The organism is Mesorhizobium sp. M1027 (assembly GCF_040318745.1).
In the GTDB taxonomy this organism is placed as follows: Bacteria; Pseudomonadota; Alphaproteobacteria; order Rhizobiales; family Rhizobiaceae; genus Mesorhizobium.
The window spans coordinates 1-12118 of record NZ_JAMYMW010000007.1 but is presented as its reverse complement, the minus strand read 5'-3'; the positions used below and the strand labels follow the sequence as shown (position 1 = coordinate 12118).

Here is a 12118-nt window from a genome sequence, read left to right as displayed (position 1 = left end):
TTCGCTATCCGCAAAGGAAAAGAGCGGCTCGCGGGCCGCTCTTTTTTGTTGGCCCGGTGTTTAGATCTACCTCAACGCCGCCGCGATGTTGCCGCCGTCCACCGTCGTCACATCGGCGGTTGTCCGCTCGGCCAGCGCCTGATGCAGGAAGGCCTGGGCGACGTCTTCGGCCGTCACTTCCTGCCCGAGCAGGTTGCCGGACATGTACTCCTTCTCAGACACGCCGCGTGCGCCCGAGCGGCTGGCGATCATGGCATCGGTCAACAGCCCCGAACGGATGCGGTCGGCGTTGACGGCATTGGAGCGGATGCCATGCGCGCCGTAGTCGAGGGCATATTGCCTGGACAAAAACAGCGTTGCCGCCTTGGGAATGCCATAGGCGCCGAACTTCGGCCCCGGATTGACCGCCTGCTTGGAGGTATTGAACAACAGCACGCCGCCGGTGCCCTGTTCCAGCATGATGCGCACGGCATTCTGCGCCGCCGACTGATGAGCGAAGAAATTGAGTTCGAAACTCTTGCGTAAGGTGGCGTCGTCGAGCTCGCCGATCCGGCCCTCCCAGGCAGCGCCGGCATTTGACACGAGAATGTCGAGGCCGCCGTAGACGGCGACCGCTTTGTCGAACGCAGCGCGCATCTGCGCCGGATCGGTGATGTCGGCGCCAATGCCGATCGAACCGTTGCCGGCCTTTTTTGCCGCCTCGGCAGCCCTTGACCCATCGAGATCGACGACGACAGCATGGGCACCGTTGTCGGCGAACAGCTTTGCCGTGGCGGCACCGATCGCGCCGGCGCCGCCGGTGACCAGCATCACCTGGCCGGTCAGCGGCTTCGGCTTGTTGGAGGCGAGTTTGGCTTGTTCCAGCGACCAGTATTCGAGCGGGAACAGGTCGGCTTTGGAGAGCGGGCGGAAGTCACCGACGGCTTCGGCGCCGCGCACCGCCTCGATCCACATTTCGCCGACGTCGGAGGCGATCTTCGCGTCCTTGAGTGTGCGGCCGTGGCCGAACATGCCGAGGCCGGGCACCAGCGTCAGCCGCGGCATCGGGTCGAGCATGGTGCGCTTCACGTCGTCGAGCGCATCATTGGTTTCGAAATAGGCGCGATAGTCCTTGGCGAATTTCTCGACATGCTGGCGGATGACGGATTTGTAGTCGCCGACCTTGTCAGCGTCGGGCGCTGGTAGTGCCATCGGTCCGGTCTTGATGCGGATCGACAGGTCGGGTGTCGACACGCCGCGCCCGGCATAGTCGGCAATTTTTGCCGAATTGATGAAGTCGACGATCGCATCCGAGGTGCGGAAATCGCTGATCATGCGGTCGAAACGGCCTTCGCCGCGCGCCACCGCCACCGCGCCGCGCAGCATCGGAGCAATCTCCGCGGGCTTGGCCAGCCCGGCTGGCAGTGCCAGCTTTTCGGTGCGCGGCTTGCCGTGGCTGGCGATGAAATCCTCGGCGACGTTCACGTAATGGATCATCCGGTCATAGGCCTGTTTGGCATCGTCGCCGAAGGTGAAAATCCCATGCTTGTCGAGGATCAGGCCTTCGACCATCGGATCGGCGTCGAAAACATCGGCGGCCGCCTTCGCCAAATCGAAGCCCGGCATGATGTAAGGCACAAAGCCCATCTTTTCGCCGAACACCTTGCGGCTCAGCGCCTCGCTGTCCTCCTGGTCGACGATGGCGAGGATTGCGGTCGAATGCGTGTGGTCGACGAATTTGTGCGGCAGAAAGGCGTGCAGCAGCGTCTCGACCGATGGATTTGGCGAGGACGGATCGATGAGGTTCGCCCGCTGCAGCGCGACCATGTCCTCGTCGGAGAGCTTCTTCAGCGACCGCGCCTTCAACAGCGCGCCGAGCTTGACCGCCGGCAGCCCCTGCGGCTCGATGACGCCCATGTCCCAGCCGCTGCCCTTGACGCAGAGCACGTCCCACTCGTCACCGACAAGATCGGTGGCCTTGGTCTTGCACGAGGTGTTGCCGCCGCCATGTAGGACGAGCCGCGGCTCGCCGCCCAGCAGCCTGGTCGTGTAGACGCGCAACGCCAGGTCGCGGGCCACACCCTTCTTTGCATAGTCGGCGACCAGCTTCTCCGCCTCGCCGTCATTCCATAGGTTCTTCATGTCAGCTTCGTCCGATTTCTCTTTGTTGTGAACAGGAATGCCGCGACGCCTTGATGACAACGCACCGGCGGCTATCAGGCTACCTTTTCTGCTGCCGCTCCGGCATGGTCGAGCAGCCGTCGTGCCATGCGCGCGCCGACGACGAGATGGGTGCAGAGCCCGCCGGCGATCGCCGCGACGAGCGGTTCGAACTTGCTCTCCTCCTGCACCACCACAAGGCGCTTTTCGATCTGGCGCAGCGATGACAGCTCCGCCGAAATCAGCCGGCGGTTGTAGCTGCAGTCGAGCGCCTGGCCCTGGGCGTCGATGATTTGCCCGGCAATGACGCCGGCCGCACCCGCCTTGCGCAATGTAGCCATTTCGCTTGGCGTCAGCGCGCCGCATTTGACCAGATGGCTGTCGGTGTCCACCGAGCCGACCGAGTATAGCGCCAGGTTGCAGTCACCGATGCCCGACAATTGCTCGCGGATCACCGGCTCGGCGCGCAGGCCGCGTGCCAGTTCTTCCGTCGTCAGCACCAGCGGCGCGTAAAAATTCAGTCCCTTGGCGTTGAGCCGGCGCGCGATTTCCATGGTGCATTGGTCCGGCCGGTACGAATAGGGGGCGCCCAGATTGCCGCAGAGCTGCACCACGGTGACGTCCTGCAGATCGGCATAGGACATGATATCGGCGATGGTGTAGATGGTCCGCCCCCAAGCGACGCCGATGCGGTCGCCCTTCCTGACCAGCTCGAGAAAGACGCTTGCCGCAAGTACCGCGATGTCGGTGGACGGGTCGGCGACATAGCCGTTTTCCGGCGCGATCCAGACGGCGTCGAGCTTCAGCGCGTCTTCCAGCTCGCGCGCCAGGACGTCGTCGGTGAAAAGCTGGGTCGAGGTCGAGATGTTGACGATGCCGGTCTCGCGCGCCTTGCGCAGATACATCGCCACCGAGGCACGCGAAATCTTGAGCTGGCTGGCCACCTGATCCTGGCGCAAGCCGTGTGCGTAGTAAAGCCACGCGGCCTTGTGGATAAGCTGTTCTGCCGGTCGGATCGCCATGCCATCTCCTCGCTGACATTATTCACGGCTCTCGACAAAAGTCAAACTACGCGCGGGCAGGTAATGCTCTCGCGCCGGTCGAATCTAGACCGTCATTGTGCCAAATGCGGTCTGTCGCGGCATCGTTGGTGGTGACGGACCGCAAACCTGTAGCTAAAGTTCTGGACGAACATCGGGGAGGACGGGATGGGCAATCCCTACGAACAGGATCTCGACAGGAACCCGGCCAACCATCAGCCGCTGACGCCGCTCACCTATTTCGAGCGGGCGGCAAAAACCTTTCCCGACCAGGTCGCCATCATTCATGGCCGCCGGCGCTCGACTTATCGCGATTTCTGGAAACGCTCGCTGAGGCTTGCCTCGGCCCTTTCTAAGCGCGGCATCGGCAAGGGCGACACCGTCACCGTCATGCTGTCCAACACACCGCCGATGCTGGAAGCGCATTTCGGCGTGCCGATGACCAAGGCGGTGCTGCACTCGCTCAACACCCGCCTCGACGCCGCCGTCATTGCCTTCCAGCTCGATCACGCCGAAAGCAAGGTGCTGATCGTCGACCGCGAATTCGCCGGCGTGGTCCGGCAAGCGCTGACGCTGGCCAAGGTCAGGCCGTTGCTGATCGATTACGACGATCCCGACTATGCCGCCGATGCGCCCTATCCCAAGGGGGAACGGATCGGCACGTTGGACTATGAGGCGTTTGTCGCCGACGGCGACGAGGATTTCGCCTGGTCGATGCCGGACGACGAATGGGATGCCATCTCGCTCAACTACACCTCCGGCACGACAGGCAATCCGAAGGGCGTCGTCTGTCACCATCGCGGCGCGGCACTGATGGCCTATGCCAACACCATCCATGCCGGCATGGGCAAGCACCCGGTCTATCTGTGGACGCTGCCGATGTTCCATTGCAACGGCTGGTGCTTTCCCTGGACGCTTGCCGTGCAGGCTGGCACCCATGTCTGCCTGCGCTGGGTGCGGCCGAAGCCGATCTACGACGCCATCGCCGATCACGGCGTCACCCATCTGTGTGGCGCGCCGGTGGTGATGTCGGTGCTGATCAACGCCAAGGACGAGGACAAGCGACAGTTTCCGCAGACCGTCACCTTCAACACCGCCGCGGCGCCGCCGCCTGAGGCGGTGCTGTCGGGCATGGCCGATGCGGGCTTTGCCGTCACCCATCTGTACGGCCTGACCGAAACCTACGGCCCGGCCGTCGTCAACGAATGGCACGGCGAGTGGGACGGGCTGGAGAAGGGGGCGAGGGCGGCGAAGAATGCCAGGCAAGGCGTACGCTACGCCGCGCTCGAAGGCCTGACGGTGATGGACCCGCAGACCATGCAAGAAACGCCGGCCGACGGCGAGACGATCGGCGAGGTGATGTTCCGCGGCAATATCGTCATGAAGGGCTATCTCAGGAACCGCAAGGCGAGCGACGAGGCTTTTGCCGGCGGCTGGTTCCATTCGGGCGACCTCGGCGTCATGCATCCGGACGGCTACATCCAGCTCAAGGATCGTTCCAAGGACATCATCATCTCCGGCGGCGAAAACATCTCCTCGATCGAGGTCGAGGAGGCGCTCTACAAGCATCCCGCCGTGGCTTCCTGCGGCGTTGTCGCCCGATCCGACGACAAATGGGGCGAGGTGCCCGTCGCCTATGTCGAGCTGAAGCCGGGCAAGGCGGTGACCGAGGCCGAAATCATCGAGCACTGCCGCGCGCTGCTCGCCCGCTTCAAGGTGCCGAAAGCGGTGATCTTCGCCGAAATCCCGAAGACTTCGACGGGCAAGATCCAGAAGTTCCGGCTGCGGGAGATGGCGAAGCAGCCTTAGCGCCTGATCCGAAACGGAACCGATTTCGGAAAGCATCTTTCCAAAAATCCTTCGCACACAAAGACGCGCGCTGTCGCAGGCGCGCCCGGCGCCAATCCCATGCGCTTCATGGGCCAGCTCCGTCCAGAGATGTCACTTTCTGTCGTCAGCGGCCAAAATCGTGCCTTGACAGGTGATGGTTTTCAATTTACGAGTGACGAAATTCTAAATTCGTCAATCGTAAATTTTGGCCAACGAGATGCTTGAAACGCTAGACACCACCGCCGATTCCGCCCGCCAGGAAAATGTCACGCGCATCCTGGATTGCGCGGAGCGATTGTTCCGCCACTACGGCTACGGAAAGACCAACGTCGCCGACATAGCGCGCGAACTTGGCATGTCGACCGCCAACATCTATCGCTTCTTCGCCTCCAAGGTGGAAATCCACCAGGCGGTTTGCGGCCGTATGCTCGCCACCTGCTACCGGTTGACCTACGAAGCCTGCCATAGCCCCGGCACCGCCAGCGAAAAGCTCCGCCGCTACGTGCATACGCACTATCAGTGGACGCTCGAGACCATGATCGACCAGGAGAAGGTGCACGAGATGGTCATCGTCGCCATCGAGCGCGACTGGCACGTCATCGAAAAGCACATCGACAGCATCCATGAACTGGTCGCGGAAGTGATCCGCGAGGGCATCGCTACCGGCGAGTTCGTCGATCAGGATCCGGTGATCGCTTCCCGGTGTTTCGGCGCTGCCATTATCAGCCTCTGTCATCCGCAGATGGTGGCCCAGTGCCTCGCCAAGAAGAACCGGGCAACGCCGGACGAGCTTGCCGACTTTGCCATCAGAGCCTTGAAGAAATGACCGTTGCCGCCCGTCGGGCGGCGATGCCGAGAATTCATCTCCACAGTTCGGGAGTACGAAAAGTGTCTTTGTCCAAGTCCATCACCAACGGGCGACCGGCCGCAGGCCTGGCATTGCTTGTCGTTGCCACCCTCGGCCTCGCTGGCTGCTCGCAGGAGAAAGCCGAGGTCACCGAGATCATCCGCCCGGTCAAGGTGGTCGAGATCGCCAAGGCGAGTGATACCCGTCAGCTTTCCTATTCCGGATCGGTGCGTGCCCGCACCGAGATGAGTCTCGGTTTTCGCATCAACGGCAAGATCACCGAGCGCCTTGTCGACATCGGTGACCGCGTCAAGCCGGGCGACGTTCTCGCCCGCATCGATCCCACCGACTACGAGCTTTCGGTGAGAAGCGCTCAGGCCAGCCTCGATGCCGCCGACCGTCAGGTCGAGACAGTCGAGCTTACGCGCAAGCGCGCCGAACAGCTCTACGCCAAGAATTTCGCGCCGAAGTCGCAGCTCGAGCAGGCGACGCTCACCTATAATCAGGCGGTCGCCACGCGAGACTCCGCCCGCTCGCAGCTTGCCCAGGCGCAGAACCAGGTCCGCTATACCGATCTCAAGGCGGACAAGAACGGCATCGTCACCGCCGTTGCCGCCGATGTCGGCCAGGTGGTCGGCTCCGGCACGCCGGTGGTGACCGTTGCCATCGACGGCGAGAAGGAAGTTCTGATCGCTGTTCCGGAAACCGATATCGCCGAATTCAAGCCGGGCAAGACCGTCAAGGCTGGCTTCTGGTCCGACGAGGCGCTGACGCTCGACGGCAAGGTCCGCGAAGTCGCCGGCAGCGCCGATCCGCAGTCGCGCACCTTTGCCGTTCGCGTCAGCCTGCCCAACGATCCTCGCGTGCTGCTAGGCATGACCGCCTCCATCGAAGCCGCGGCGGACAACCGGCAGCAGCTGGTGTCGATCCCGCTAGCCGCGTTGGCGCAAAAGGACAGCCAATCGATCGTCTGGACCGTCGACCGCAATGGCGGGACCGTCCACGCGCATCCGGTCAAGGTCGCCGCCTTCACCCCCGACGGCGTCAGTGTCGCCGATGGGCTGAAGCCGGGTGACGTGGTCGTCGCCGCCGGCACGCAGTTCATGACCGAGAATCTGAAAGTCAAGCTGACCGGTGATGCAGCGCAACAGTCGGCGTCTGCCGATGACGCTGCAAGGCGCTTGCGCTGACGGCCAGGCAATTCACGGTTTCCGGGCGGCAGGCCTCCCCCGATTTTCGAGATCTCAGGTCGATGTAACCCCCACGTCGATCCTCGCGTCCCACCGCGATGTAGATCTCTCAACTCGGAAAGCCACGCCGCCCGGAAGCCCACATCGGAAGTTCCTTGGGCATGCGAAAGCGCGTGCTCTGTTGATCAAATTGAAACGGACTGACGCCGATGACCATCGACACCAATGAAAAGCGGTCTTTCAATCTTTCGCGCTGGGCAATCGGCCATCCGAGCATTGCCCGCTTCCTGTTCGGGCTGATCATCGTCGCCGGTGCGCTCGGCCTGATGCGCATGGGCCAGAAGGAAGACCCCGATTTCACCTTCCGCGTCATGGTCGTCCAGGCGATCTGGCCAGGCTCCTCGATCAAGGAGATGGAGGACCAGGTCGTCAACAAGATCGAGCGCAAGCTGCAGGAAACCCCACACCTCGATTTTGTCCGCTCCTACACCCGCGCCGGCAGCGCCATCATCACCTTGCAGGTTAAGGGCGACACCAATCCGGCGCAGGTCGCCGATGCTTTCTATCAGGTGCGCAAGAAGGTCGGCGATATCGCCAATGAGCTGCCGCAGGGGCTGCTCGGGCCTTACTTCAATGACGAATTCGGCGACACGTTCATCACCCTGCATTCGATCAGCGGCGACGGCTACAGCTATCCCGAACTGAAGAAATTCGCCATCCAGGCGCGTGACATGTTGCTGACGACGCCCGGTGTCGAGAAGGCCGTGATCATCGGCGACCAGCCGGAAAAACTCTACATCGACGTTTCATCCAAGGCGCTTGCCGAACGTGGCCTGACGTTGACCGACCTGCAGAATGCGATCCGAGGCCAGAACAATGTCGACCCGGCAGGTTCTGTCGACACCGGCCAGCGTTCGGTGCGCATTTCGGTCGAGGGCGATGTCACCAGGGCGGCCGACATCCGTGAGCTTCGCCTGCGCGCCGGCAACCAGGTGACGCGCCTTGGCGACATCGCTACCGTGACCTCGGGCCTCGAGGATCCGTACCAGCGCAAATACCGTTTCAACGGTCACGACAGCGTCCAGCTCGGCGTCGTCATGGCCAAGGGCTTCAACGTCACCGACGTCGGCAAGGACGTCGAAGCGACCTACAAGCGCTTCGAAGAGGCGCTGCCCTATGGCGTTGCGGTCGATCAGATTTCCGACCAGCCGCACGTGGTGAAAGAGGCGGTGAGCGAATTCATGGAAGCGCTCGGCGAAGCGCTCCTGATCGTGCTTTTCGTTTCGTTCCTGTCGATCGGCTGGCGTTCGGGCCTGGTAATCGCGATCGTCATTCCGTTAGTCCTGGCGGCTACGTTTGCCATTATGTACGAGCTCGGCATCGACCTGCAGCGCATTTCGCTCGGTGCGCTGATCATCGCCCTTGGCCTCTTGGTCGACGACGCGATGATCGTCGTCGAAATGATGGAGCGAAAGCTCGAGGAAGGCTTGGTCAAGGTCGAGGCGGCGAGCTTCGCCTACTCCTCGACCGCTTTCCCGATGCTCACCGGCACGCTGATCACCACGGCCGGCTTCATTCCCGTCGGGTTCGCTGCCTCGACGGCCGGCGAATATGTGCGCACCCTGTTTTACGTCGTCGGCATCGCGCTGGTCGTGTCCTGGTTTGCGGCAGTCTATTTCACGCCGTGGCTCGGCCACATGATCCTGAAGCAGCGCAAGCACGCCGGCAACCATCACGATGTCTTCGACACGCGCTTCTACCGCCGTCTTCGCTCGACCGTGGGATGGGCGGTGCGCCATCGCATCATCGTCCTGGTGATGACGCTGATGACGTTTGCCACCAGCCTGTGGGCGTTCCAGTTCATTCCGCAGAATTTCTTCCCGCAATCGTCGCGTCCGGAAATCCTCGTCGATCTCTGGCTGCCGGAAGGCACCAGCATCAAGGAAGTCGAGACCCAGGCCAAGGCGCTCGAAGCCAGGATGATGGACGACAAGGACAAGCGCTTCATAGCCACCTATATCGGCGAAGGCGCGCCGCGCTTCTTCCTGCCGCTCGACCAGCAGCTTCGCAACCCGAACTTCGCCCAGCTTCTGGTGATGGCCAATGACGAACCGGCCCGCGAGCGGCTGATCGTCAAGCTGCGCACCATCCTGGCCGAAGATTTCCCATCGATCCGCGCCAAGGTTGATCGCCTGTTCCTCGGTCCGCCGACCGGCTGGCCGGTGCAGATGCGCGTCATGGGTCCCGATCGCCAGGAGGTGCGACGCATTGCCGACGAGGTAAAGGCGAAGTTCCAGGCAAATCCGCTGCTCGGCGCCATCCACGACGACTGGCTGGAGCCGGTGCCGGCGATGAAGCTGGTGATCGACCAGGATCGTGCCCGTGCGCTCGGCGTCACCTCGCAGCGCATCCGCCAGATGCTGCAGGCGACCATGTCGGGAGCGCCGCTCGATGACTTCCGCGACGGCGAGGAGACGGTTTCGATCGTCGCCCGTGAGCCGGAGGCAAGCCGTCACCTGCTGTCGGCGGTCGACTCCGTCTATATACCGACCGATTTCGGTGGCTCCGTGCCGCTGTCGCAGGTCGCCAAGATCGTCCCGGTGCTGGAGCAAGGCGTCGAATGGCGGCGCGACCGCTTGCCGACCATCAGTGTACGCGCCACGCTTCCGGATGGCGTGCAGCCGAACGATGTCGCCATGAAAATGTACAGCGAGATGCAGGGCCTGCGCGCCAGCCTCGCCCCCGGCTACAAGATCGAGATCCAGGGCGGCGCCGAGGATGCGGCCGAAAGCCAGGCCTCGATTGCGGCGAAAGCGCCGATCATGCTGGCCGTCATCGTCGTGCTGCTGATGATCCAGCTGCAGCATTTCGGCAAGGCGATGCTGGTGCTGGCGACCGGTCCGCTCGGCATTATCGGCGCGGCCGCGGCACTTTTGATCAGCGGCGCGCCGTTCGGCTTCGTCGCCATCCTCGGTGTCATCGCCCTGCTCGGCATCATCATGCGCAACTCGATCATCCTGGTCGATCAGATCGACCAGGACATCGCCGCCGGCGTGGAGCGTTCCGAGGCCATCATCGGCTCGGCGGTGCGCCGGTTCCGGCCGATCGTGCTGACGGCGCTGACGGCGGTGCTGGCGCTGATCCCGATCTCGCGCGGCGTCTTCTGGGGGCCGCTCGCCTACGCCATGATGGGCGGCATTCTCGTCGCCACGGTGCTGACCATCCTTGTCCTGCCGGCAGCCTATGCGCTGTTCTTCGGCAGGGAGCCCAAGAAGGCGGTGGAGCAGCCGGCCGAGACGGAAGAAAAGAACGAAAGGCCGCAACTGGCCCTGGCGGCCGAATAGCGCTGTTGGCAAATGTGACCTCCGGCGGTTTAATCCGCCCACCAGGCGTAGGCGCCGGAGGAGGACGTTATGACCATGCCTCAGACAGCGGCGGCGCTGCGGCTGCCGATCGACGGGCGCCATCGCCGGATGTTCATCGGCGGTGGGTGGGTTGATGCCCGCTCCGGTCGGACCATGGAGAGCCGCAACCCCGCCACCGGCGCGGTCATCGCCACAGTGCCGCGCGCCGACCGCCAGGACATCGACGTCGCGGTGACTGCCGCCCGCAAGGCGTTCGAGGGGCCATGGAGCCGGTTCAAGCCTTATGAGCGGCAGGTGCTGCTGCTAAGGATCGCCGACCTCTTCGAAAAGCACTGGGAAGAGATCAGCCGCTCCGACACCACCGACATGGGCATGCCGATCATACGCACCCGCGCCAATCGCAACCGCGTCATCGGCATGCTGCGCTACTATGCCGGCATGGCGACGGCGCTGCACGGCGAGACGATCGACAACTCGCTGCCCGGCGAAATCGTCTCTTTCACCCGCAAGGAGCCGGTCGGCGTCGTCGGCGCCATCATTCCCTGGAACGCGCCAACGGCGGCGTCGATCTGGAAGATCGGCCCGGCGCTGGCGACCGGCTGCACCATCGTGCTGAAACCATCGGAAGAGGCGCCGCTGACGCCACTTTTGATCGCCGACATCATGAACGAGGCCGGCGTTCCGGAAGGCGTCGTCAACATCGTCACCGGCACCGGCACCGAGGCAGGTGCCGCACTCGCCGAGCATATGGGCGTCGACAAGATCGTCTTCACCGGCTCTACGGCGACCGGCCAGTCGATCGTGCAGGCCTCGGCCGGCAACCTCAAGCGCGTCTCCCTGGAGCTCGGCGGCAAGTCGCCGGTCATCGTCTGCGCCGATGCCGATCTCGACAAGGCGGTGCCGGTGGCGGCGATGTCGGTGTTCGCCAATTCCGGCCAGATCTGCATCGCCGGTTCTCGCCTTTTCGTCGAACGCGCCGTCCATGACGAGTTCGTCGAGCGGCTCGCGGCATACGCCAAGGGTCTCAGGGTCGGCGACGGCATCGACCCGGCGACCGAGATCGGTCCGCTCGTCTCCGAAAAGCAGCTGCAACGGGTCACCGGTTACCTCGAGGCCGGCACCGCGGAAGGGGCGAAACTCGTCACCGGAGGCACCCGGCTTGTGGAAGGCGCGCTTGCCGCCGGCAATTTCGTCGCGCCGACCGTCTTTGCCGGCGTCTCGGACGACATGAAGATCGCCCGTGAGGAGATCTTCGGGCCGGTGATTTCAGCCTTGCCGTTCGATACGCTGGACGAGGCGGTCGAGCGGGCCAACAACACGCCTTACGGCCTGGCTGCAGGGGTCTTCACCCAAAATCTCGCCACCGCCCACCAGCTGTCGCGCAAGATCCGCGCCGGCTCGGTCTGGGTCAACACCTATCACGCCATCGATCCGGCCGTGCCCTTCGGCGGCTACAAGATGAGCGGCTACGGCCGCGAGGGTGGCGCCGAACACCTCGACGAATATCTCAACACCAAGGGCGTGTTCATCAAGATCGATTGAGCCTGGCGCCAACAGGGTCAGAAACGAAAAACCCGCCTCGGGAGGCGGGTCTTTGGAGCCAATTGGCACCATACTCAATTTAGAGCGGTTCCTGATTTGACGGAATCGAAGGGGATTCCCGATCAGTCGGTTCTGTGATTCAAGATGCTGGCTGGAGTGGAGGCC

At 63.3% G+C, this 12118-nt stretch carries 7 protein-coding genes; 5 read left to right on the top strand and 2 right to left on the bottom strand.

Annotated features, from left to right (window positions below; all coding sequences use genetic code 11):
• Positions 1-66: 66 nt before the first annotated feature.
• Both NKH50_RS14675 and NKH50_RS14670 read right to left on the bottom strand, forming a co-directional pair.
• Positions 67-2121 carry a bifunctional aldolase/short-chain dehydrogenase gene (locus NKH50_RS14675; RefSeq protein ID WP_352879528.1) on the bottom strand — a complete coding sequence of 685 codons (2055 nt, stop codon included), beginning with the start codon at positions 2119-2121 and terminating at the stop codon, positions 67-69.
• A 74-nt stretch (positions 2122-2195) separates the two neighbouring features.
• Complete coding sequence (locus NKH50_RS14670; RefSeq protein ID WP_352751119.1) at positions 2196-3161, bottom strand: sugar-binding transcriptional regulator; 966 nt, start codon at positions 3159-3161, stop codon at positions 2196-2198.
• 186 nt (positions 3162-3347) lie between these two features.
• On the opposite strand from NKH50_RS14670, the gene NKH50_RS14665 reads away from it, so the two are divergent.
• The 5 genes from NKH50_RS14665 (at position 3348) to NKH50_RS14645 (ending at position 11953) form a co-directional block, all read left to right on the top strand.
• Entirely contained in the window at positions 3348-4988 is a 1641-nt protein-coding gene (locus NKH50_RS14665; protein ID WP_352879526.1) for an acyl-CoA synthetase, read from the top strand.
• 238 nt (positions 4989-5226) lie between these two features.
• On the top strand, positions 5227-5835 hold the full coding sequence (locus tag NKH50_RS14660; protein WP_352823113.1) for a TetR/AcrR family transcriptional regulator: 609 nt from the start codon (positions 5227-5229) through the stop codon (positions 5833-5835).
• A 62-nt stretch (positions 5836-5897) separates the two neighbouring features.
• The gene (locus NKH50_RS14655; RefSeq protein WP_352688685.1) at positions 5898-7046 is read left to right on the top strand and encodes an efflux RND transporter periplasmic adaptor subunit; all 1149 of its coding nucleotides are present in this window, start codon (positions 5898-5900) and stop codon (positions 7044-7046) included.
• Positions 7047-7255: 209 nt separating this feature from the next.
• Positions 7256-10390 carry an efflux RND transporter permease subunit gene (locus tag NKH50_RS14650; protein WP_352879523.1) on the top strand — a complete coding sequence of 1045 codons (3135 nt, stop codon included), beginning with the start codon at positions 7256-7258 and terminating at the stop codon, positions 10388-10390.
• A gap of 69 nt (positions 10391-10459) precedes the next feature.
• On the top strand, positions 10460-11953 hold the full coding sequence (locus tag NKH50_RS14645; protein WP_352879521.1) for an aldehyde dehydrogenase family protein: 1494 nt from the start codon (positions 10460-10462) through the stop codon (positions 11951-11953).
• The last annotated feature ends 165 nt before the right edge of the window (positions 11954-12118 follow it).

Excerpts from the sequence above, each read along its gene's own strand:
- NKH50_RS14675 (WP_352879528.1), bottom strand. The coding sequence starts at position 2,121 with ATGAAGAACCTATGGAATGACGGCGAGGCGGAGAAGCTGGTCGCCGAC.
- NKH50_RS14670 (WP_352751119.1), bottom strand. The coding sequence starts at position 3,161 with ATGGCGATCCGACCGGCAGAACAGCTTATCCACAAGGCCGCGTGGCTT.
- NKH50_RS14660 (WP_352823113.1), top strand. The coding sequence starts at position 5,227 with ATGCTTGAAACGCTAGACACCACCGCCGATTCCGCCCGCCAGGAAAAT.
- NKH50_RS14665 (WP_352879526.1), top strand. The coding sequence starts at position 3,348 with ATGGGCAATCCCTACGAACAGGATCTCGACAGGAACCCGGCCAACCAT.
- NKH50_RS14645 (WP_352879521.1), top strand. The coding sequence starts at position 10,460 with ATGACCATGCCTCAGACAGCGGCGGCGCTGCGGCTGCCGATCGACGGG.
- NKH50_RS14650 (WP_352879523.1), top strand. The coding sequence starts at position 7,256 with ATGACCATCGACACCAATGAAAAGCGGTCTTTCAATCTTTCGCGCTGG.